Annotated in this window: 13 protein-coding genes and 1 pseudogene; 2 read left to right on the forward strand and 12 right to left on the reverse strand. The window is 67.3% G+C overall.

Going from position 1 to position 22,906, the window contains the following annotated elements; translation table 11 throughout:
* Positions 1 to 293: 293 nt before the first annotated feature.
* The 10 genes from AC5P1C_RS26755 to vioD all read right to left on the reverse strand — a co-directional run bounded on the left by AC5P1C_RS26755 (position 294) and on the right by vioD (position 16,163).
* Positions 294 to 3,455, reverse strand: coding sequence for a non-ribosomal peptide synthetase (locus AC5P1C_RS26755; RefSeq protein WP_493868480.1), 3,162 nt, complete (start codon positions 3,453 to 3,455; stop codon positions 294 to 296).
* Positions 3,456 to 3,533: 78 nt separating this feature from the next.
* Entirely contained in the window at positions 3,534 to 4,391 is an 858-nt protein-coding gene (locus tag AC5P1C_RS26760) for an NAD(P)-dependent oxidoreductase (RefSeq protein ID WP_493868481.1), read from the reverse strand.
* Positions 4,392 to 4,447: 56 nt separating this feature from the next.
* Positions 4,448 to 6,277, reverse strand: a complete 1,830-nt coding sequence (locus tag AC5P1C_RS26765; RefSeq protein ID WP_493868482.1) for a non-ribosomal peptide synthetase — start codon at positions 6,275 to 6,277, stop codon at positions 4,448 to 4,450.
* Positions 6,274 to 7,479, reverse strand: coding sequence for a pyridoxal-phosphate-dependent aminotransferase family protein (locus tag AC5P1C_RS26770; protein WP_493868483.1), 1,206 nt, complete (start codon positions 7,477 to 7,479; stop codon positions 6,274 to 6,276). The genes AC5P1C_RS26765 and AC5P1C_RS26770 overlap by 4 nt, the downstream gene beginning before the upstream one ends.
* Positions 7,480 to 7,545: 66 nt before the next feature.
* On the reverse strand, positions 7,546 to 8,850 hold the full coding sequence (locus tag AC5P1C_RS26775) for an MFS transporter (RefSeq protein ID WP_493868484.1): 1,305 nt from the start codon (positions 8,848 to 8,850) through the stop codon (positions 7,546 to 7,548).
* A gap of 100 nt (positions 8,851 to 8,950) precedes the next feature.
* Entirely contained in the window at positions 8,951 to 9,160 is a 210-nt protein-coding gene (locus tag AC5P1C_RS26780) for an MbtH family protein (protein WP_361042390.1), read from the reverse strand.
* Between the two features lie 87 nt (positions 9,161 to 9,247).
* Complete coding sequence (locus AC5P1C_RS26785) at positions 9,248 to 10,588, reverse strand: condensation domain-containing protein (protein WP_493868485.1); 1,341 nt, start codon at positions 10,586 to 10,588, stop codon at positions 9,248 to 9,250.
* A gap of 141 nt (positions 10,589 to 10,729) precedes the next feature.
* Positions 10,730 to 13,924, reverse strand: a complete 3,195-nt coding sequence (locus AC5P1C_RS26790) for a non-ribosomal peptide synthetase (protein ID WP_493868486.1) — start codon at positions 13,922 to 13,924, stop codon at positions 10,730 to 10,732.
* 65 nt (positions 13,925 to 13,989) lie between these two features.
* Positions 13,990 to 15,021 carry a guanitoxin biosynthesis L-enduracididine beta-hydroxylase GntD gene (gene gntD, locus AC5P1C_RS26795; RefSeq protein WP_493868487.1) on the reverse strand — a complete coding sequence of 344 codons (1,032 nt, stop codon included), beginning with the start codon at positions 15,019 to 15,021 and terminating at the stop codon, positions 13,990 to 13,992.
* 23 nt (positions 15,022 to 15,044) lie between these two features.
* On the reverse strand, positions 15,045 to 16,163 hold the full coding sequence (gene vioD / locus AC5P1C_RS26800) for a capreomycidine synthase (protein ID WP_493868488.1): 1,119 nt from the start codon (positions 16,161 to 16,163) through the stop codon (positions 15,045 to 15,047).
* A gap of 170 nt (positions 16,164 to 16,333) precedes the next feature.
* Between vioD and AC5P1C_RS26805 the strand changes: the two are divergent.
* Together AC5P1C_RS26805 and AC5P1C_RS26810 are read left to right on the forward strand one after the other, a co-directional pair.
* A pseudogene (locus tag AC5P1C_RS26805) lies at positions 16,334 to 16,768 on the forward strand (condensation domain-containing protein); the annotation flags it as partial.
* 504 nt (positions 16,769 to 17,272) lie between these two features.
* Positions 17,273 to 18,505 carry a cytochrome P450 gene (locus AC5P1C_RS26810; RefSeq protein WP_493868489.1) on the forward strand — a complete coding sequence of 411 codons (1,233 nt, stop codon included), beginning with the start codon at positions 17,273 to 17,275 and terminating at the stop codon, positions 18,503 to 18,505.
* Positions 18,506 to 18,637: 132 nt separating this feature from the next.
* On the opposite strand, the gene AC5P1C_RS26815 is transcribed toward AC5P1C_RS26810, so the two are convergent.
* Positions 18,638 to 18,982 carry a TetR/AcrR family transcriptional regulator gene (locus AC5P1C_RS26815; RefSeq protein ID WP_493868490.1) on the reverse strand — a complete coding sequence of 115 codons (345 nt, stop codon included), beginning with the start codon at positions 18,980 to 18,982 and terminating at the stop codon, positions 18,638 to 18,640.
* Positions 18,983 to 19,356: 374 nt separating this feature from the next.
* Positions 19,357 to 22,746 (reverse strand): thioester reductase domain-containing protein, encoded by a 3,390-nt coding sequence (locus tag AC5P1C_RS26820; protein ID WP_493868491.1) that lies wholly within the window; start codon positions 22,744 to 22,746, stop codon positions 19,357 to 19,359.
* Positions 22,747 to 22,906 lie beyond the last annotated feature (160 nt).

The raw sequence follows: 22,906 nt of genomic DNA on the forward strand, positions 1-22,906 counted from the left end.
TGGATCTGGGGCAGACCAGCACCGCCAACTCGGCAACGGCGGCGCCAATATGTGTACACCCTTTGAGGAATCCAGCATTAGGGCTGTCCCGCAACTCATACGGGCGCTCGAGAGCGTCGCCGGTCACCCTGATCTCATACAGTCTCACTCACGATCGAGAGTCGGGACGGATGCGGACAAGTCCCTCTAACGAGGTCGCCCTGTTGGTCGGCTCCAGGACTTGCAGGAGAGCTCATTGAGAGCGACCAGCATGAACCCGCGCAGAACGTCGGTCGTACGCGCCGATGGCGCAGTCAGCCGACTGGTTGATCGGCCCCCGCCGCCACGATCAGTCGGGCGGCGTTGGTGACTGAGGAGTCCACGAAGAACTCGGCAATCGGGACTTGCACCGTGAACACACTCTTGAGGCGGGAAACGAGCCGCAGCGCGGCCAGAGAGTGGAAACCCAGCGCGAAGATGTCCGTCCGCGGGTCGATCGTCGGTACTTTGAGTACCTCACAGTAGACCTCCGCGACCTTGACTTCGAGCTCGCTGCCCTGCGCTTCCTCGGGGACGACACGCTCGCGGCTCTGCAGCGCGAGCAAGGCTGCTTGGTCAACCTTGCCATGCGAGGTGAGCGGGAACCGTTCAACTACTGAGATGTGAGCCGGAACCAGGTGTGGGGGAAGCTGGGTACGCATGTACGCCGCGACTGTTGCCTCGTCGGCGTCCGCACCGATCAGGAACGCGATCAGCTCAAGCTCGGCCGCTGGATCAGCCTCGGTGCGCCGAGGCACGACCAGGCTGCGCGTCACGTCCGGATGGCCGTCGAGTACCGATTCGATCTCGGCGAGCTCGACCCGATGGCCGCGCAGTTTGAGCTGACGGTCCACGCGGCCGAGAAATTCGAGGTCACCTTCGGTAGTCCATCGGCCTTGGTCGCCGGTGCGATACATACGTGCGCCCGGCTCGGCCGCGAAGGGGTCCGCCAAGAAGCGCTCGGCGGTCTGCTCGGGCCGGTTGAGAAAGCCGTCACAGACGCCGGGGCCGGCCAGGTAGATCTCCCCTGGCACGCCGCGTCCAACCGGTGCGAGCAAGGCGTCGAGCACGTAGAGGGCGGCGTGCGGCATCGGGCGTCCGATCGGCAGCGCCTCGCGGTCGAAGTCAGCACCAGGCTGGTAGGTCGCGCTGCTCACCGCCGTTTCGGTGAGCCCATAGACATTGGTGAGCGGAATCCCGAAGTCCAACCAGCGCTGGCAGACCTCGATCGGCGCGCGTTCGCCGCCGACCAGCAGTCGCCGCATGGTTTGCGGAACGGGGACAACAGCCGGGTCGATCAGGCGCACTACTTCGATCCAGTAGGCGGTGGGGAGCTCACATATGGTGATCTCGCGCTCTCCGAGGAGGTGCAGCAGTTCCTCCGGGCTGGTCCGTCCGAGCACGCCATCGAAAAAGACGACGCAGCCACCGGCCAGCCAGGTCGGGAAGAACTCCTCGACATGTACGTCGAAGGTCATCGCGGCGACCTGCAGCATCCTGTCTGCCGGGCCCAGATCGAACGTGTCCACCGCGGCACGGGTGAACGCAGTCAGGTTGACATGGGTGACGAGGGTGCCCTTGGGCACTCCCGTCGAGCCGGAGGTGAACGGGACGTACGCGACCTGACGGCCTGGCACAGCGATGTCCTCGAGATCTTCACCGGTCTGGGCCTCGATCGAGGAAGCAACCGCCGGATCGTCGAGGGCGAGCACATGGTGGGCCCCGGCGAAGTCCTCGGCGAGGTCCACGACCGTGAGCACCAAGTGGGGCGCGGTCTCGGCGAGGACGTGGGCCTTGCGGCTGCCCGGCGCGTCCGGAGCCACCGGGACGTAGGCCCCGCCCGCCTTCAGCACGGCGAGCACGGCGGACGGCCAGGAGGAGCCATGGGGCAAGGCGAGCGCCACCCGCTCGCCCGTGCGAAGACCCAGCTGACGCAGATGCCGCGCGAGCCGGTTGGCCTGGCTGTTGAGCTGTGCGTAACTGACCTGAGTACCGTCTTCACGCTCGATCGCCGGCGCATCCGGGCTCTGTCGGACCCGTCGCTCGAACAGTGCGTGCAGGGTGGCCAGCTCGTCCCCCGGCACGGGTCGGCCGGTGAGCTCCCGATCGGGCTCGGCGTCGGTCGACGTGCGCAGCGCTCCCAGCGGGAACTCGGGATGGGACGCGGCCTCGCCGAGCAGCGCCAGGTAGCTCTCGGCCATGGCCTCGATGGTGCCCGGGTCGAACAGCTCCCTGTCGTACTCGAACTGAAGGCTCAGCTCCCCCAGCGCGTCCACAGCGCCGAGACCGAGACGGTGCCGGGCCCCGCCATTGGACAACTCGTACAGCTCCGTCACCGCGCAGCCCGGCAGCGTGGCCTCGAACTCCGTGGACTGCTCGAAGGAGTACGCCGTCTGGAAGAGCGGGGTCTCATGCGAGGCGCGTTGGGAGTCGACCCGTTTGACAAGCTCGGTGAAAGGCGCGTCTTGTGAGGAGAGCGCGTCGAAAGTACTCAGCTGGAGTTCGCGGACCAGAGAGGCGAAGGACACGTCCGCGTCCAGCCGCAGTCGCAACGGCATGGTGTTGGCGAACAGCCCGATGAGCGACTGGTACTCGGGCCGGGTCCGGCCGGCCAGAGGCGTTCCCATCAGCAGGTCGTCCTGACGGGTGTAGCGGGCCAGCAGCACGCCCCAGACACTGCCGAGCATCGCGAACGGCGTGACCCCGAGCCGCTTGGCGCAGGCGTAGGCATCGGCCCGAAGCTGCTCCGGCACCACTGTCGTGAACTGATCCCCCCGGTAGTCCCGGGACGCTCCTGAACTGTGGTCGACCGGCAGTGCAAGGGTCGTCGCCGCACCGGCCAGTTCCCGAGCCCACGCATCGAGCGCGTCGCCGTACCCGCCGTCCTCGGTGATGCGCCGCTGTTCGGCCGCGAAGTCGCGGTACTGCAGGGTGAGGTCAGGCAGATCGGGCTCATCGCCCGCGTGCCATGCGGTGTAGAGGGCGGCGAACTCGGTCCAGAACAGACGCAGCGACCAACCGTCCGCAACGATGTGGTGCATGTTGAGGAAGAACGCGTAGGCGTCATCCTCAAGACGTAGTGCAGCAGCCCGCAGCAGCGGGCCGTGCACAAGGTCGAAGGGCTCGCGAGCGGCTGTCTCGACGAACACACGCCACTCGTCGGGTCGGGAGCGAAAGTCGAACACAGGCAGCGCGAAGGGCTGCGGCGGATCTGTGATCAGGTACAGCTCACCGTTTTCCTCGCCCACCCGGGAGCGCAGCACCTCATGCCGGCGCACGATCTCGGTCACGCAGCGCGCGGCGAGTTCCGTGTCCAACGCGCCACTCAGACGGATCACCATGGGTATTCCGTAAACGCTGCGGCCCGGGGCGAGTTGTTCGGCAATCCAGATCTGCTCCTGCAGGAGGGAGATCCTCTCGGTCTGTCGGTTGCCCATGGGTGCTCCGGTCGGGTGCGTGGCCTTCGGAGTAGTGGTTGACTCGGTCATCATGAACCCGCTCTTCCTGACAGTCGGCTAGTAACCCAGTTCCCGGTCGACCAGGCCGATCGGCTCGAGGCCGTTCGCCAGTCGACGAATGTTGCGCCGAACCAGGTCGACGAAGGGTCCGAGTGCGTGATCCAGATCGCCCGCGCAGTGCGCGGTGATCACACAAGTGGGAAGGGACCACAGCGGGTGCTCCGGAGGAAGCGGCTCGGGGTCGGTGACGTCCAGGCCGGCGCCGGCGATCCACCCGGAGGTCAGCGCACGAACGAGGTCATCTGTGACGACAAGCCCGCCGCGCGCCACGTTCACCAGGCACGCGTCCCGACGCATGGACCTGATTCTGACTGCGTCGATCAGCCCGGCCGTGTCCGCGGTCAGCGGCGCCGCGAGGAAGACCACACGGGCCTCGGGCAGCCATTCGTCGAGGCGATCGGGCGTGCCGACCTCGGCGCCCGCCATCGGGGCGCCGCTGCGGCACACCACCTTGGGGCGGACCCTGAACGGGCGCAGCAGTGCGAGCAGTGCCCGGGCAACCCCGCCGCCGCCCACCACAAGGACTTCGGCGTTCGTCAGCCCGATGGCGGGGCGCGGCAGCCACGCGCCGGCCCTCACGGAGGCAGTGCCCTGACGCAACACGGTCAGCGCGAGCATGAGGGCGTGTTCAGCTACCAGCTCGGACTGGACGCCCACGGCCCGACTCCAGCGGATCCGCTGATCCATGAGCGGCAGGTAGCTTTCGACGCCGGTGGTCGCCAGTTGAACCCAGCGCACCGACGGCGCGCGCTCCAGTGCGGCTGCCAGCACCGAGGCCCGTTCGCCGGTCCAGATCAAGCCCTGCGCCCGGCCCAGCGGAGCCAGTCGAACGCCTGAAGCATGCAGCGCTGTCATGAGATCGGCGGGCGCCGGTTCCGGAAGCACTGCCACTGGTAGGTCGGGAAGCATGGTCACCAGCCACTGCCCGGCTTGCCCACCGCCGTGACATCCGCCTTCGCGTCGGCCAGCGCTGCCACTCCGCGTACCGAATACGCGTCGAAGACCTCGCGGAAACCGAGGCTGATGCCCAAGTGTTTGTGGATCCAGCTGATCAGCCGCAACATGAACAGCGAATCCCCACCCAGGTCAAGCAGGTTGTCGAGCACACCGATCTCGTCGAGTCCCAGTAGCTCCGCCGCGGCGGCGCCGATGCGCCGCTCGATCTCACCTGTCGGCGGCACGAACTCGGTGGGCAAGTCGGGCCGACGCTTCGGCGGCTGCGGAAGCATCGCGTGGTCGATCTTCCGATGCGTCGTCAGCGGAAACTCGTCCAGCCGGATCAGCGCTGAGGGGATCAGATGGGTCGGCAGTTCGTCGGCGAGGAAGGAACGCAGCTCACCGACGCTCACCGTGTCCCGGTCAGCAGTCACGTAGCCGATCAGACGCTGCTCACCCGACGCGTCCCGACCAGTCGTGACCAGGGCTTGACGCACCGCCGGGTGCCGGTCGAGCGCAGCCTCGATCTCGCCCGGTTCGACGCGATAACCACGCACCTTGACTTGCTGGTCGCTGCGTCCGAGGAATTGCAGCCGACCGTCGGGAAGACGGCGTACCCGATCGCCGGTGCGGTACAACCTGGCCCCCGGAATCCCCGAGTAGCGGTCGGCGACGAACTTCTCCGCGGTGACGTCGGGTCTGCCCAGGTAACCGCGTGCCAGCGAGTCACCACCGATGAGCAGCTCGCCCTCGGTACCCGCGGGAACGAGTTCGAGCCGCTCGTCGACGACGAACATGCGGGTTCCGGCGATGGCATCGCCTATGGACAACACCCCGTCCTTGGGTGGCTGTCCGGGCGGCACGCTCCAGTACGCCGCGGTCGCGGTGGTCTCGGTCGGCCCGTAGACGTGCACCAGCGGAAGGCGGAAGCGGTTCCACTGCTGGACGGCTTCGGGCATGGCACGGTCTCCGCCCATGACGACCGTGCGCAGTGACGGGGGCAGTGCCCCGCCGGTGTCCACGAGGTGGTAAACCAGCAAGTGCCAGTGCGCGGTCTGCATCTCCAGCAGCGTGACGTCGTGCGCGGTGAGGAAGTCGAGCAGGGCCTCCACAGGGGAGAGCGCAACCCGGTCGGCCGGGAACACGCTTGTCCCGCCCTGCACGAGTGGGGGGAACAGCTCCTCGAGTGAGGCGGAGAACGCGGCGGCGGCCAGCATCAGGTAGCGATCACGCGGCCCCATGCCGAACTCGGCACTCGCGGCGGCTGCGAGATTCGCCAGGCCTAGATGGGTGATCATGACGCCTTTGGGCGCTCCGGTGGAACCCGAGGTGTAGATCACGCAGGCCAGATCGTCCGGAGCTGCCGCGGGGGCGCCCGGACGGGGAGCCAAGCGCCCTCGGTCCGGCGCAAGCGTCGTGACGGGCAAGCTGGTCGGCCCCTCATCCGCTCCGTCCACGATGAGAATCTTGATACCGGAGTCCGCCGCGAGGAAACTCTTGCGCTGGTCGGGGTAGTCCGGGTCGATGGGCACGTAGGCCGCTCCCGCACGCAGCACGCCGAGAATCGCGACAAGCAGGTGGACGGAGTGACGCATCATGACGCCGACGCGATCGCCGGGAAGCACTCCCGCCTCCGCCAGGCGCGCCGCCATGTGCTCGGCTTCGGCGGCGAGTTCGGCGTAGGTCAGCGCCCGCTGTGCATCCTCGGTGGCGGGGGCGTGCGGCGTCACCCTCGAGTGCTGCTCGAGCAGGCTCGGGATGAGCTTCGGCGCGTCGTTGCGCACTGATCGAACGTCGGCGTTCACGCAGCAGACTCCTCAGGGTTGGACGACATCGACGTCAAGGGGCCTGCGGCGGCGTCAGCCTGCTCTGCCATCAGCTTCACAACGGGTGTGACGCCACTGCCCGGCAGCACCGGGGCGCCGAGGGCTGCGAACCCGGTCTCGAGTGCGGCCAGCGCGGTGACCAGGTCGAGCGGGTCGACGTGACCGCAGTGACCGATCCGCACGACTTGGTCGGCCAGTTCTCCGTTGCCGGTGGTCAGCTGGACGCCTGTGTGCTCGACCACCGCATCGACGAGAGATTGCGCGCCCACTCCGGGTGGTGTGAACGCGGCCGTCACGATGCCGTTGCGCGCCACTTCTGGGGTCAGCAGCCGGAGTCCGAGGCCGCGCAAGCCCGCTCTGGCCATCCTGCCGAGCTCCGCATGCCGCCGGTGGCGCCGCTCCATGCCTTCAGCGAGTACCTGTTCGAGCGCCGCGGACAACTGGAACAGCACGCCGACCGCCGGCGTCCAGGGGGTACGCGGGATGGAGTGGTTCAGGCTGTCACGCGTGATCGTCCAGTCGAAGTAGTACCGCATATGCCTGGCCTCGGCGTGCCGGCGCCAGGCGCGCTCACTGACCGAGACGAAAGAGACCCCTGGCGGCGCCATTAGCGCCTTCTGAGTCCCGCTGACCACGACGTCCAACCCCCACGCGTCGGCCTGCATTTCGCAGCCGCCGACCCCGGAGGCCGAGTCCACTATCGTCAGCACGTTGCGAGTCGCTCGCCCGAAGGCCTCAAGGTCGGTGACGACGCCTGTGGAGGTCTCGCAGTGCACGACGATCGCCGCGACGATCTGCGAGTCGGCCTCCAGACAGGCTTCGACAGCGGCAGGGTCCGGCTCGCAACCCGGCGCGACGTCGAGCACGACGGTCTCGAGGCCGTAAGCGCGGCACAGCTCCACCCAGCGTCTTCCAAAGGCACCGTTGTCCACCACGAGTACCTTTTCCCCTGGACTGAAGAGGTTTTGCACCGCGCTCTCGAACGCACCGGTGGTGCTTGACGTGAAGACCAGCACGTCCCCCGCGGTACCGAGCACATGCCTGAGCCCGTCGATGATGCGTGTGAATATGCGTGCGAAGTCCACGGTGCGCTCGTCGACCATGGGACGCGTCGCCGCCGCGATGACCGCGGGCGGCAGCGGGGTCGGACCGGGTATGGCCAATCTGTCCTTGTAGATCATCTTCCTGATTCCTTCGTGCCTCGGTGGTCCGGCTTCGTCAAAGGCTCGTCCGCAGTCGAGTACCGCTCAGCTGACCGTCGCCTCACTGCCGCTGTCCGGCAAGCGCGGTTCGTTCTGCACCTGTAGCTCTGGTTGCTCAACCTTGGTCAGGGCAAGGGCGAACAGTGCCGTGCCCACCACCGCGACCACAGCACAGCCCACCAGCACCGGGCGCAGGCCGAACAGGATGCCCAGTGGGCCGGCTACGGCGAAGCCGACCGGCTGGGCGATCTCCGAGGCCATCAGATCGAAGGCGGCCACCCGTCCGAGTACCTTGCTCGGTATGGCTCGCTGCATGAGGGTCTGGAAGAACACTCCTTGCAGGCCGACCGCGCAGCCGGAGAGCACTGCGGCACCCGCCACCACCACCGTCGGCACGCCAGAGCCGAGGGCCAACGCCTCGAAGACGATCAGCGGTGGCAGCCACGCTATGAAGACCACCGGTCGCTTCGGCTTGATCCGCCCGGAGGTGAACTCCGCGCAGAGCACGCCGATGGTCATGCAGGTGCCGATGGCACCCCAAGCTGCGGGACCGCCCAGATGGGTGTCGGCCACCAACGGGCCGAGGACCGCGAGGGGAGCCAGCAGGACCAGCGAGAACAACGTCCACTGCAAGGTGAGCAGCCATAGCCAGGGGCGCATGCGAAACTCCCGCCAGCCTTGCTTCAGCTGCGTGAGCGTCCCGCCTTCGTGATCCGGTTCGACGTCGCCCCGGGCGGGGATCTTGGCGAATATGAGACAGAGGGTGATGAAAGCCATCAGCACGCTCTCCACCAGGAAAGCGGCTCCCGAACCGTACGCCGCCACGACCAATCCTGCCGCCGCAGGGGCCACCGTCCAAGCCAGCGAGGAAAAGGCGCCGACCATCGCATTGGCCTCGTCCAGGTCTTCTCTCGCGACGATGTCCGGCATGATCGCCATGCTGGCCGGACCGAACAGCGCGTCAGCGCCGCCGTACACGACTGCCAGAGCGAAGAACCAGGCGAGGGTCGCAGTATCCGTGAGGAGTCCTATCGCCAAGGTCGCCGCCGCGGTCAGGCGTACGATCGACGAAACGACGAGCAACGGGGCACGCGGAAAGCGGTCCGCCGCGACGCCGGCAAACAGCGACAAGGCGAGCGAAACCGCCGCCTGAACTCCGAGGACAAGGCCGAGGTCACTCGCAGAACCAGTGGTGTGGAGGATACCGAAGCTCTCCGCGACCGGCAGGAAGCCGTTGGCCATGCTGGAGCCCAGTCGGGCGGCCAATAGGCAGGTGAAGTTTCGGTTAGTCAGCAGCCTTCTGCGTTTGCTTCGGCGTTCTTTTTTGCCGGAGACCTCTACATCGCTCATTGCGTCTCTTTCCGCGCGTGCTGGTTTCAGGTCCCGACGCGAGGGATAGGTGATGGTTTCTTCGGGTCCGGTCGGGCGGCGGTGCCACACCGAGGGGCCCTCAAGAGGTTGTCGCCTCGACCAGGGACTTGGGCCGCATGTCCGTCCAGTTCCGTTTCACGTATTCCAGGCAGTCCTCTCGCCCGGCTTCGCCGTGCACTACGGTCCAGCCCTTGGGCACGGTGATGACGGCGGGCCACAACGAGTGCTGTCCCTCAGCATTGACCAGCACCAGGTACACGCCGTCTTGGTCCTCGAAAGGATTCGCCATTGCTTTCACTCCCCTAGGTAAGTTGTCATCATCCGTCAGCGGCCGCGCAATTCGATATGCGTGCCGAATTCATGGGTAATAGGGAACTTATGCAACCCGCAGCACGTCGACTGTGCTGATCGGCGCATCCGGGTCCGCGGCAAGAGCGGCCAGCATCTGCCGGTAACCGTCGGCCACGTGCTGTGCGGTCTCCGGTTCGAACATGTCGAGCTGGTACTCCAGGAGCGCATCCATCCCAGCTGGCTCCTTGTCCGGGCCGAAGTTTTCCCGCAGGCTCAACGCCAAGTCGAACATGGAGCTGCCGGCGTCGATGTCCAAGGGCACGTCGGTCAATCCGTCGAACTTGAGCCCGGCGTCGGTGTTGTCCTCCAGGGTCAACATGACCTGGAAAAGCGGGTGACGGGTCCGCGAGCGGGCAGGATTGAGTGCCGTGACCAGGCGATCGAAGGGGATGTCCTGGTTGTCGTAGGCATCAAGGGCGACGGCCTGGACCTGCTTTACCAGGTCTCGCAGACTCGGGTCGCCGGAGACGTCGACGCGGAATACCAGCATATTGACGAAGTACCCGACGAGATCGGTCAGCGCGTCATCCATGCGACCGGCCACGGGTGAGCCGATCGGAATGTCGGTGCCCGCACCGAGCTTGCTCAGCAGCGCCGCAAACCCGGCCTGCAACATCATGAACATGGTCGCATTTTCGGTGCGGGCGACCTCGGTCAGTGCCGTATGCGGATCGGCGTCGAGGGTGAACTCGACCGTGCCCCCGGCGAAGTCGGACATCGGTTGGCGCGGGTGATCCACCGGCAACCGCAGTTCCTGGGGCATGCCGTCGAGCACCGAACGCCAGTGCGCGAGCTGTCTCGACATCAGGCTGTCCGGGTCCTCCTCGCGGCCCAGCAACCGCCTCTGCCAGAGTGCGTAGTCGGCGTACTGGACAGGCAGCGGCGGCATGTCCGGCTCGGCACCACGGCGCCGCGCCGCGTAGGCCCGGGCGAGGTCTCGGGTGAGCGGCCCGAGCGACCAGCCATCGCTGACGATGTGGTGCATCGATATGAGCAGCACGTACTCCTGCGGCCCCAGTGCGAACAGCCATGCCCGAAGAGGCAGGTCGTGCACAAGGCCGAACGGGTGCTCCGAGGCCTCGTGCATCGCCTCGTACACCTCTTCCTCGGCAAGCTCCTCGTACTCCAGTCTCACCGCGTATTCCGAGATGTCCAGGACAACCTGGTGCGGCCCGCCCTCACCGTCCCGGATCACCGTGCGAAGCGATTCATGTCGCTGCACGACGTCCCGCAATGCCTCCTCCAGGGCTGTGCGGTCCAGCTGCCCCGTCAGCCGCGAAGCGAGCTGCATGGTGTACATCGAGTTGCCCGGATTCATCTGATGGATGAACCACAGTCCGAGCTGACCAAACGACAGAGGGATCATGACTGGTCCCACATAATGTTGGCGGTACGGGAGGATCGGAGCGCGCGATGCCGCCCGACAAAAAGCTGCTCACCTCGGTCCGATCGGTCAGGCAAACGGCTAGACACAATCATTGAGATCCCTACTCCTCTGTGCCGTGAGTCAGCGGGCCATCGGGAGGAGTGCCGGCCGGGTGATGTCTGCGATCTGGCCAGAGTCGATCTGTGCCGCGAGCAACGCCGCGGTAGGCGCCCGGAACAGGGTCTTGATACCGATCTCCACACCCATGACACTGCGGATCCGGCTCAGCAGACGCACCGCGTGCAGAGACTGGCCGCCGAGTTCAAAGAAGCTCTCGTCCACGCCGACCGCAGTGAGGTCGAGCACCTCGCCGATCAGCTTGCACAGTTGCTGCTCGCGCGCGGTGCCCGGGCTGCGATCGGTGACAGCTGTACGAGCATCCGGAGCAGGCAGGTTGCGCCGGTCCACCTTGCCGTTCGTGGTCAACGGCAGGTTCTGCAAGCGCACCATGGCGGACGGGAGCATGTAACCGGGCAACTGCGACGCGGCGTGGGTGAGGATCTCCTCGTTGGGCGCCTGGGCCACTACGTAGGCGACGACTTGCCGCAGCCCCGGCCTGTCTTCGCGCACCACGACGGCGGTCTGTTCCACATCCGGGTGCGCTGCGATCACGTTCTCGATCTCGCCCAGCTCGATCCGGAAGCCGTTCATCTTGACCTGGTCGTCCCGGCGCCCGACGAACTCGAGATTCCCGTCGTCACGCCAGCGGGCCCAGTCTCCGGTGCGATACATCCGGCCCCCGGCCGGACCGAAGGGACGGGCGACGAAGCCGGCCGCAGTGAGGTCGGGTCGGCCGAGATATCCGCGGGCCAGCCCAGCGCCGCCAAGGTACAGCTCGCCCGCCACGCCCACCGGCAGCGGCCGCAGGCCCTCGTCCAGGACGAAGATCTGGGTGCCGGCGATCGGCCGGCCGATGGGTGGCGGTCCGTTCCCTGTCAGCGGGCCGATCAGCGTTGCACACACCGTGGCCTCGGTAGGCCCGTAAGCGTTGAACACACTGCAACGCCCGGACCAGCGTGCGGCGAGGTCGGCGGTCAGGCTTTCCCCGGCAACCACGATGGTCAGGTCCGCGGGTAGATCCTCGTCGGGGGAAAGCGAGGCGAGTACCGAGGGCGGCAGGGTTACGTGCGTCACAGCCTCTCGGACGAGCACTGCTTCGAACGAGCCCCCGACGAATTCGTGGAGACCCGGGACAAACACCGCCGTAGCGCCGCTGAGCAGGGCCATACAGAGCTCCGAGACGGAGGCGTCGAAACTTGGACTGGCGAATTGCAGGACCCTGCTGTCGGACCGTACGCCGAATGCCTCGATCTGCGCGCCTGAGAGCCCGGCGAGGCCCTCGTGCGTGACCGTCACGCCCTTCGGTGTCCCGGTCGAACCGGAGGTGTAAATGACGTATGACGGGTGCGCGAGGGTGAGTGGGTGCGACCGCTGTGCGTCGGAGAGGTTCGATGCGTCCGCGTCTGCGTCACGCCCGGTCTGCGCTTCGTCGAGGACCAGGATCGGCGCCGTCCAGCGCTGGGCCGTGGCGCCGGCGGCATCGGTCAGCAGCAGGGCGGGACGCGCGTCGCCGACGATGTACTCGATTCGCTTGGTCGGATAGGCCGGGTCGAGCGGTAGGAACGCGGCACCCGCCTTGCTGATCGCGAGGATGGCCAGGACCAGCAGCGGGCCGCTGGGCACCGCAACCCCCACCAGCTCCTCGGGCCCCAGTCCGCGGGCAATCAGAGCTCTGGCAAGCCGGTTGGCCCGCTCGTTGAGTTGTCGGTAGCTCCACCGCAATGCGCCGCAGGAGACCGCGCATGCGTCGGGGCGCCTCGCGACTTGGGCCTCGAAGAGCGAGGGGAGGGGGACGGAATCGTATGGTGCGCCGTCTCCGCTCTGCTGCGTCACCAGCAGAGCGTGCTCCTCCTCCGAGGCCAGTGGAATTTCGCACAGGGGTCGGTCCGGCGAGCGGACCGCGTTTTCGAGGAAGGTGGTGTAGTGCGATGCGATGCGGCGAATCGTCTCCGGCGCGAACAGGTCGGTCGCGTACTCGATTTCCGCGTCGAGTCGGCCGTGCTGCTCAACGACCTCGATACTGAGGTCAAGTTTGGCGGCGGTGCGCGGCGGCGGTGCGGCGCCCTCGATCGTCAGTCCCGCGGCATGTAGGGATTCCTCAAGCGCCTCGTCGTAGACGAACGCCGTCTGGAACAGCGGATTGCGGCTCGGGTCGCGTGGCGGACGAAGTCGCTCGATGACCTTCTCGATCGGCGCTTCCTGATAGGCGAGACCCTCGATGGAAGCCCGCCGTGTCTGGTTGACCAGGCCGTGGAAGGTCTGATCTCGCTCTGGGCGTACCCGGAGGGCCAGGGTGTTGACGAACATGCCGATCATGTCCTCGGTGCCCAGCTCGGTCCGACCGGCCATGGGAGTGCCCACCAGCAGGTCCTCCTGGCCTGCGTAGCGGCCGAGAACGGCAGCCCAGCCGGCGAGCATGACCACGTAGGGGGTGACGCTCCAGCGGCGGGCCGCCGCCACGAGTTCGACGCGCAGCGAAGCCGGCAAGGTGAAGAAGTGGCTGGCGCCATGGAAGCTCATGCGTGAGGGACGCTGGTGATCGGTGGGCAGTTCAAGTACGAAGGACGCGTCCTTGAGCTGGGTGCACCAGTGCTCGACCTGACTGTCCAACAGACCCTCGTCGAGCGAGCGACGTTGCGCGACGGCGTACTGCCCGTAGGCGAAAGGCAGCACGGGAAGATCAGGTGTGCGGCCCTCGGCCCCCGCGGCAAGAAGTTCGGCAAGCTCCTGGACCAGCACGCCGGCCGAGACTCCGTCGAAGATCAGGTGATGTATGTCCACCAGCAGGCGGTGATCCGCGGGTCCAAGGCGGTACAGGCCGAACCGCACGAGCGGCCCGTGCAAGAGGTCGAACGGAGCCGCCGTCGCGGCGCTCACCCGCTCAGCCATCTCCTGCTCCGAGGCCACATCCTGTGGATCGAGTCGTATGGGGTGTGCGGGGACGGCGACGAACCGGGGCGAGCCAGATGCGTTGGACACCACGGAGTGCAGCACCTCATGGCGTTCGACGATCTGGGCCAGAGCCCCCTCGATCAGCCCGAGGTCCAGCTCGCCGCGCAGGGCGAACACAACCGGGGTCCCGTAGTCCGAGCCCGCATCGGCGAGCTGCTCGGAGACCCAGATCCGCTCCTGTGCCAGGGAAAGGGGGAAACCCCTCTCAACGTGGCGGTCCTGGCTGTCTTGCGGTTGCATCGCAGAGTCTTGGGTGGTCGACACTGACGTCTCTCAGTCCTTTCCGGGTAAGGTCCGTCCGGCCGCGAGGGCCGAGGGGCTGTAGGCCGTCAATAGATCACTCGCGCGTCGTGGCTGATTCTGCGATCGCGCGACTTCCGCAGGTCGCGCACCATGTTCAGCCTCTTGAGCCAGCGGTCCGTGCCGTCGAAGCGGGCAGTGAACGGCACCCTGCCGTGCACGATCTTGTAGTTGTCCAGGAAGAGCAGATCACCCGGTTCGAGCACGTAATCTCGTATGTTGCGATCGACCTCCGCCTCGATAGCCTTCATTGCGCGGGCGCTGTCCGGGACGTCGTATGCGTCCTCCATGAAGAATGGATCGATGCGTAGATAGGGTGCTTCGCGGTCGCCGGAGAGGATGGCGACTCGGTCGGGCTCGCTGTCCTTCGCCATGATCCACTCATAGCTGCGCGAGAGCAGCTCGCGTTCGCGCGCCGACATCTCCCGGCTGTCTTCGTCGCCGTTCGGCAGATGCGAGCGATCGGGCTTGATCGGATACCGCTCCTGACAGAGCAGTTCCTTGATCTCATCGGTGAGTTCGAGGTCGTCGACCGAGGCGAAGGTCGTTGCCACCCGATCGTGGTTGCGTAGACAGGCCAGGCCGAGGTAATCGGCCCGCAGCGGGTGGAAGGCCTCCTCAGTGTGCCAGGTCAGCAGTTCTTCGCTGCCCGTGCCGATCTGCTCATTCTCGTGACCCTTGATCGGAAAGATGTCGTGCATGATCCGGGCGTCCTGCTGCGTCGCCCAGCCGATGGGGTCGCCCAGCAGAGATGCGCAGAGCATGAAGTACATCTCCGCGGGGAGCGTGGACGCCCGGCCGACGTGGGTACGCCAGTGCTCGGGGGTGGGCCCGATACCGACGTCGTCGATCCGGAAGCCGCGGATGCACAGTGCGCCGCCGGAAGCCTCCAGGCGAAACGCGTTCAACTCGGCACGCAGCCGCTGCGGCAGCTCGTGTGCGTACACCGCGCACTGCCGGACGAACTCCGGGTCACTGATCGAGTGGAACTTCGCCGTGAGCGAAGCGAGTACTTCGTTGACTGTCTTCAGCTCAATGTCCGAGAGTTCAATGCTCTGCATGTTCGTCAGGGTTCCTTTCCGCCTCACAGTTGGCGACTCGCGGCCAACTCGGCGCCCAAAATGTCCAGTCCTTTGCTTAGTTGGCTGCGATCGCCGCCGAAACCGAGCCGGACGCGGCACGGGTGGTCGAATGCCCGGCCGGGGACGAGCAGTATGTTGCTGGTCTCTCCCAGCCGACGGCAAAGCTCGGTCGTGTCCCGCCACGGGCGCAGTTGCGGGAACGATGTCACTCCGCCGAGGGGCAGCGGGAGGTCGACACGATCCTCGTGCCGCGCGGCCCAGTCGGCCAACAGGCGTCGGTTGGCCTTGGCGTTCTTCAGCCTGGGAGCGATGAAGACGTCTGCACGCTGTACGACGCGCAGCGCTATGTACTCGAGAAGCGGAGAGAGGCTGAGGGTGATGCGGTCGCGCAGGTTGGTCATCGCCCGCAGAAGCTCCGGGTCGGCCATGCACCATCCGATACGCATGCCGGGTAGACCAAAAGCTTTTGAAAAGGTTCCGATCGACACAGTGCGCGGATAGGTCAGTCCGGGGTCAGGCAGCGGTGCGTCATCGTAGACCAGGTCCGTAAAAGCGCCGTCCCACAGGAGATAGGCGCCGACATTGTCAGCAATCTCAAGCAGGCGACGGAAACCAGCAAGGTCGAGTGTCGCGCCGGTCGGGTTGTGCGGAAAGTTGACCACAATAACCTTTGTGCGCGCAGTGACGAGCCTCGCAAGTTCCTCCACGTCAGGCCGGAATTTGTCCTCCTCGCGCAGCCGCCAACGCAGAACTTCGCACCCCATGGACTCTGCGACGGATACGTGCGAGTGGTAAGCCGGGTGCAGGGCGACGACTTGGTCACCTGGCTCAAGGAGGGTCTGGAGCGCGACGTAGATAGCCTCGCTGCCGCCGTGCGTAAGCATCACCCTGCGCGCGTCACCGTCCCCCCAGCGCGAGGCGATGGCCTCGCGCAGGTCGTCCCGACCCAGGCACGGACTGTCCCGGAAAACGATCTCGTCCAAATCACCAGGCTCGATGCCGGCGAGTTTTCGCACCTGTCCGAGCGAGTAGTCAAGAACCCCACTCGACCCGATGTCTATCGCAGCGTCATGATAGTGGTCGCGCATCCAGTCTTCGAGCAATGCCCCATCAAAGTTCATCTTTCTCCAGAACCTTATCCTCGCGACCCGAGAACCGCGGTCCCTTACAGAGATCGCAAGAGGTAAGTAGATTCAGTTCGGCAGAGATGCTGATCTCTCGTTTCTGGTCCAATGACTGTGATTCCTCAAACTCCCAGATCGAGGGTGTGAGGTCTTCTGTGGAGCAATGTATGTCCTCTCCGATATGGGCAGTTGACAGATATTGCCCGCTACGGGATCTGCATTGCTGCCTATGCGTCGATGAGTCGGGTGCTCCATCCCTGCGGGACGTCGTGCGCCGGCACGAGTCGCTGCGCACGGTGTTCCGGGACGGTGCGGACGAGCCGCATCAGGTCGTTCTGGACCTGCCGGAACGCGCGATGGTGCTGCAGTACCGGGAGCCGGCCGGAACAGAGCTGCGGAAGGCGATGTACGAGGCGTCCGCGCGCCCGTTCGCCCTATCCGGCGAACTGCCCTTCCGGGCCTGGCTGTTCGCGCTCGGGCCACGGGACCACGTACTCCTCCTCTCGGTGCACCACATGGTCAGCGACGGCTGGTCGCGCCAGCTGCTCGCCCGCGACCTCTCCCGCGCCTACGCGGCGCGACGGCGTGGCGTCACACCGGATACGCCGAGGCTTCCCGTGACGGCATGCCCGAGGAGCTGCGACTGCCGGTGGACCGGCCGCGTCGGCCGGTGTCCGACGGGGTCTGCGGCACGATCACGTTCAGCGTGGACGAAGGGGTTGCACACGGCGCTGACCGAGGTGGCCCGGGCCGAGGGCACGGCGCTGTTCAAGGTCCACAGCCTTCTTCCGGCCCCCACCAGGACGACGCACCCACCCCAACAGAGCCTGACCAGTATCCAGTTCAGCCGCTCCGCGCGAGGCCAGGACGGCCTCGATCCCCTCCGGTCTCCCCAAACCAGAACAACGAGTCCCACAGCTGGAAGCCACGACTTGTCTCCCGGCAAGCCCTTAACGACCAAACCCCACCGAAGAGTCGAGGCTAAATTCGAAGACCCAGAATAGGCTGTTGTCGATCGTTGCTCGATATTCGATCAATATTGCTGCGTCATCTGCCGTCGTCTATTCCGCTGTTAAGATTACGGAGCGCGATGGCGAGCAAACTCCGTGACAGCGAAGGTGATTTCCTTGGTGGACAGGCGAGCAGGGTTCGACTATGACAGCCATGACCCGGCGATAGCGGTGGATCCGTTTCCGACCTATGCGAAACTCCGCGAATCCTGTCCGGTGCAGTGGAGCCGCGCCTGGGACGGCTATTGGGTCGCGACCGGCCACCGTGAGGTCACCTCGGCGGCCCGCGATGCCCGGACCTTCCAAACCGCGCAGGATAGGGCGGACGGTACGGTGCAGGGTGTCACCATTCCCTCACTCGGGCAGAGCAACCGGATGATACCGCTGGAACTCGACTCGCCGGAGTGCCTGAAGTACCGCAAGCTGATCTCCGTTTTCTATTCCCCGAAGCGGGTCGCTGCGCGCGCCGGCGAGGTCCGGAAGTTGGCGGCGGCTTGTATCGACGAAGTGATCGAGCACGGCGAGTGTGACATCGTTCTGGCGATGACCGAGAAGCTGCCCAGCATTCTGACCATGCGGGACATCGGGCTGCCGGAGGAGCGATGGTTCGACATCGACTCCCTGCTCTACCGGGCGCTTTTCGCCGCTCCGCACGATCCGTCGACAGCCCGCGAATGCGCGCAACTGATCTGCCTGGAGCTGGTGGAAGCACTCGACGCGCAACGGGACGGCGACAAGCGGGGGCTGCTCGGGCACCTGGCGACCTGTGAGGTGGACGGAGCACCGGTACCGGACGATGACATCGTCTCGATGATGTATTTGCTGCTGCTCGGCATCTATCCGACGTCAAGCCTGACCGCGATCGCGCTCCGTACCCTCGCCCAGCAACCCGAGCTGCGGTCCCGGCTGATGTCCGACCGCTCGATGATCCGCACCGCCGTGGACGAGTTCCTGCGGTGGGTGTCGCCCGTTCAAAGCACGGGCCGGATTGCCGCCGAGAACGTCGAACTCGGCGGGCAGCGCATCACCCGGGGCCAGCAGGTGCTGCTCGGGTGGGCCGCGGCGAACCGCGACGACTCCGTCTTCCCGCACTCGGACCGGATCGACCTGAACCGCGACGCCGGCCGCCACCTCGCTTTCGGTGCCGGCCAGCACTATTGCGTGGGCGCGGCCATGGTGCGAGAGATGTTCACGGCGATGCTGGAGGAGGTGTTCGACCGGATACCGGACTACACCGTCGCCGATGACGCGGCGATCGAATGGTTTCCGGATCTGACCCCCGTATACGGGATCAAGGCTCTGCCGATACGGTTCACGCCCGGCCGATAAGCCGGGCGTCGTTCATGCCCGAGGAGTCGGCCAGGAAGTCCTCCGGTGTGCTCACCCTGACGGCACTGGGTGACAGGGTGTCCGACAGCTACAAGGCGACCTTGGCAGTGGAGGTCAGCTCCGACTGAGCGTTCAGGGCACCCATTCGAGCAGGCGTTTCGCGTGGTACGGGGAGGTGTCCAGCTTGGCGAGGACGCCCATGGTGGCGACGTTCGGCAGGATCAACTGGTAGAGCCGCGCCATCTCCTCGGACAGGCCCGGGCTCTCCGGCCGCGCCTCGGTCACCAGTTGCACTCCGGTCCAGGCACCCACGATCAGCCGTGCGATCTCCGCGTGGACCGCGTGCGGCAGCAGCTCGCCGCGCTCCTCGGCCTCCACGAGCAGGTCCTCGAACAGGCTGATCCAGTCCGGCCAGCGCGTGCCGCGCATGCTGCGTGCCTTGGGGTAGACGGACAGCTGGACAGCCGCACGTAGCATCGGTTCCTGGGGCATCCGGCGTGCGAGCGGGAGCCCGAGGTCGACCCATTCCTGGAGCTTGTGCGTCTGCGGAACAAGCCCCTCGGCCCGGTCCGTTCGACGAGTGCGGCGATGGTGGCGGCTTCGTACCCGACCTCGATGAACAGGCGCGCCACGGCTTCCAGGATGGCCTCACGCGTACGGATCGCACGCTCCTGACGCGCCGCTCGGCCGCCCGCAGTCTCTCTCGCCCTGCCTGAACATCGAACCGTCGACCATGGGCACACCGAAGGTTCGGTATGGCACCAAGCCCTTCCGGCCGTCCCGGGGGCTGTACTGCGGGACGCGGAGCCGGGGACGGGGGATGACCCCGGCCCCGCGTCCCGGGCGGCACGTCAGTGGTTGACGTGGCCGCCGTCCATGGGGCGCCCCGCTGTCATCAGGTACTTCAGGTCCCGGGCGTACTTGGCGACGAGGTCGCGCGTGACGCTCGGGATGTCCCCGTGCCCTGCGATGGCGCCGGCCCGGACGGCGGCGCGGAACCGGTCGGAGGGGATGACGGATCCGGGTACCGGGTCCTCGGGCTCCTTGAAGGCGTGCCGGATGGGCAGCGCCGCGTAATGCCGCTGTGCCTGGGGCAGGGCGCGCATCGCCGCCTCGAACCGCAGGTACCACTCGGCGTAGTCGTCCACCCGCTCGATGGCGTGGCCGTCCTGGGCGAGCCAGTCGACGATGGCGTCGAGGGAGACGCCGTCGTCGTTGGGGTTCACGAGGCTGAACGTCCGGTACTCGGACGGGGCTTCAGAGGTGCCGCGGCCCCCCAGCGCCACCACGGCGGCGGCGGTGAAGTCGACCGGCAGGCCGTCGTAGTGGGCGCGTTCGCCGTCCGCACGGTAGAAGCTGCGCGGCGCGACGCCGGTGGCGAGCACGCTGAACAGGAGGCGGCTGAACACGTCGGTGACGTTGAGCTGTCCGCCGTACCGGCTGTGCGCGAGGATCATGCTGGACCGAACGGTCGTGACCGGCAGTCCGCACAGGTCGTGCGCCTCCCGCAGCAGCACTTCACCGGCCCATTTGCTGGTCGCGTACCCGTTGGCGTAGCCACCGTCAACGTTCAGGGCCGGTATGGCGACGCGGACGTCGGTGTCCTCGTCGAGGGCCGGTCGGCAGGAGTCGGCGACCCCGACGCTGGAGATGTAGGTGATCGGCTTCGTCCGGCGGGTGAGGGCCAGCCGGACGAGTTCAGCGGTGCCGACGACGTTGGCCTCGAAGAGGTGCGGGTACGGCAGGAGGTGGTTCACCAGCGCACCGGCGTGGACGATCAGGTCGACCTCGTCGGCCAGCCTGTCCCAGACCGCCTCATCCAGGCCGAGCCGCGGTTCCGCCATGTCACCCGCCACGACCTCGAGATGGACCGCGGCCAGTTCCTCGTACGTCCGCACCAGCTCCGGGTCGCCGCTGTCGAAGGCCGCGTCCAGCCGCTGCCGGGCCGCGGCGGCGTCCTTGCCGCGCACCAAGGCGATCAGCCGTCCGCCGGCCGGCACCAGGGTGCGCAGCCATTCCAGGGCGAGGAAGCGGCCGAGGTAGCCGTTCGCGCCGGTCAGCAGCACGGTGCGCGGCGCCTGCTCGGCGCGGGGCAGCGCGGGGGCGTCGGCGAGGAGGTGTGTATCGAGGAACTTGTCAAGGGTGAGGTCCTTCGCGTGGACCTCGGTCACGCCCTCGCCGTGCACCGAGGCGAAGGTGGGCCGCCGCACGGCCGCAACTCGGCGAGCAGGGCGCCCGGCGCCCTCGCCGCCTTCCTTGATCTCCAGGATGCGGATCGTCATCTCCTTTAGCGTGACCGGTTCCAGGAACAGCTCGATCGGTACGTCGATGCCCAGCTCGTCGCGGAGCCGTCCGGCCAGATGCACGGACGTCAGCGAGTCGCCGCCCGCCTCGAGGTACGTCTTCTCCAGACCGGCGGGCCCGTCGAGATCCAGCACCTCGATCACCAACTCGACGACCCCGGGCTCCAGTTCGCCCCCCGGCGCGGGCGCCCCACTCACGGCCGGCGCCGGAGCGGCCGGGCCGCGCAGCGTCAGGGCGCCGTAGCTCTCGCCCGCGAACGGGTACGACGGGAGCCGTACCCGGCGCACCTCGCCGTCGAGCGCCGGCCAGGCCACCTCCTCGCCGCGCAGCCACACCTCCCCCGACGGGTCCCGCACCGGATCCGGGTGGCCCTCGGCCAGTGCCATGAGCTTGTCCGACGCATCCTGCAGGCCGGCGGCGACCACGTAGGCACGCACGGGCATCCCGACCCGGCCGGTGCGCAGGGTGTGCGCGACATCGGCGAGGGCGGGGGCGTCGGCCTCGCGCAGACGTGCCGCCAACCGTGATGCCACGACAGCGAGTTGATGCTCGGTGCGGGACGACAGCGGCAGGACCGTCGGGCGGGCGTCGGCCTTCGCGCGCGGCTCGCGTGCCGGTGCCTCCTGCACCACCACGTGCACGTTCGTGCCGCCCATGCCGACCGACGTCACGCCGGCCAACCGGGGCAGGTCCGGCCTGCGCGGCCAGTGACGGGTCTCGGTCACCAACCGCAGCGGCGAGTCCCGCAGGGCGGCCATCGGGCTCGTGACGTTCACCGTCGGAGCCAGGGTGGCGTACTCCAGCATCAGGACCGTCTTGATCAGCGCCGCCACACCGGCCGCCGCGTCGGCGTGCCCGATGTTCGACTTCACCGAACCGAGCGCGATGCCGACGCCACCGTCGAGGCCGGCTCGGGCGGTGAACGCCGCGCTCGCCGCCGCCAGTTCGATCCGGTCGCCCAGCTCGGTCCCGGTCCCGTGCGCCTCTACGTACTGCGCCGCTGACGGCTCCAGCCCCGCCGCAGCCCACGCCTCGGTGATCGCGGCCGTCTGCTGGTCCACGCCCGGAGCGGTGAAGCCGACCTTGCCGGCCCCGTCGTTGGTGACTGCCGTGCCCCGGATCACCGCGCGCACCGGGTCGCCGTCGGCGAGCGCGTCCTCCAGCCGCCGCAGCACCAGCACGCCCACCCCGCTGCCCGCCACCGTGCCGGCCGCCTTCTCGTCGAAGGGGCGGCAGCGGCCGTCGGCGGAGGAGGTCCCGCCCTGGTAGTAGACGTAGCCCTCCTTGCGTGGGGCGCCGATGGCGACGCCGCCCGCGAGCGCGGTGTCGCACTCGCCGAGCAGCAGGGCCTGGACGGCAACATGGACCGCCGTCAGCGAGGACGAGCAGGCCGTCTGCACCATCATGCTCGGCCCGTCCAGGCCCAGCCGGTAGGAGATCCAGGGCGCCAGGAACTCGCGGTCGGTGAGGAGACGCACCTGGATCGCGCCGATCGACGCGGCGAGCGCCGGGTCCGTCTCGGCGGCCAGCGCGTGCTCCGTCGAGCTGCCGCCCATGTAGACGCCGGTGCGGGACGGTGCGTTCAGCGGGGCGTACCCGGCATCCTCCAGCGCCGACCAGGCGGTCTCCAGGAGCACCCGGTGCTGCGGGTCCAGGGCCGCCGCCTCGGTGCGGTTGAAGCCGAAGAGCTCGGCCTCGAAGCGGTCCGCGTCAGCTAGATGCCCCTGCACCGGGACGAATGCGGGATTGCGCAGCTCGGCCGGGTCCGCCCCGTCGGCGAGCAGTTCCTTCTCGGTGAACTCGGACAGCGAGCAGACGCCGTCGCGCAGGTTGGCCCAGTAGGCGTCGAGGTCGGGGGCGCCGGGGAAGCGTCCGCTCATCCCCACGACAGCCACCGTTTGCTCAAGGTCGTGCTGTGCGGCTTCCTCGGTCGTCATCGCGTCGTGCCCTTCCTGGAACGGAGCTTGTGCAGGGCGGCCCGGCGGTCGCTGCCGCGCCGGCCGCCTCCTGCTCGGCCGTCTGGTCGAGATGCGCAGCCACGGCGGCCACCGTCGGGTGCCGGAACAGGGCCACGCGCCGCTCGGCTGCGCTGTCCGG

It is taken from the genome of Streptomyces sp. A18, assembly GCF_059026065.1.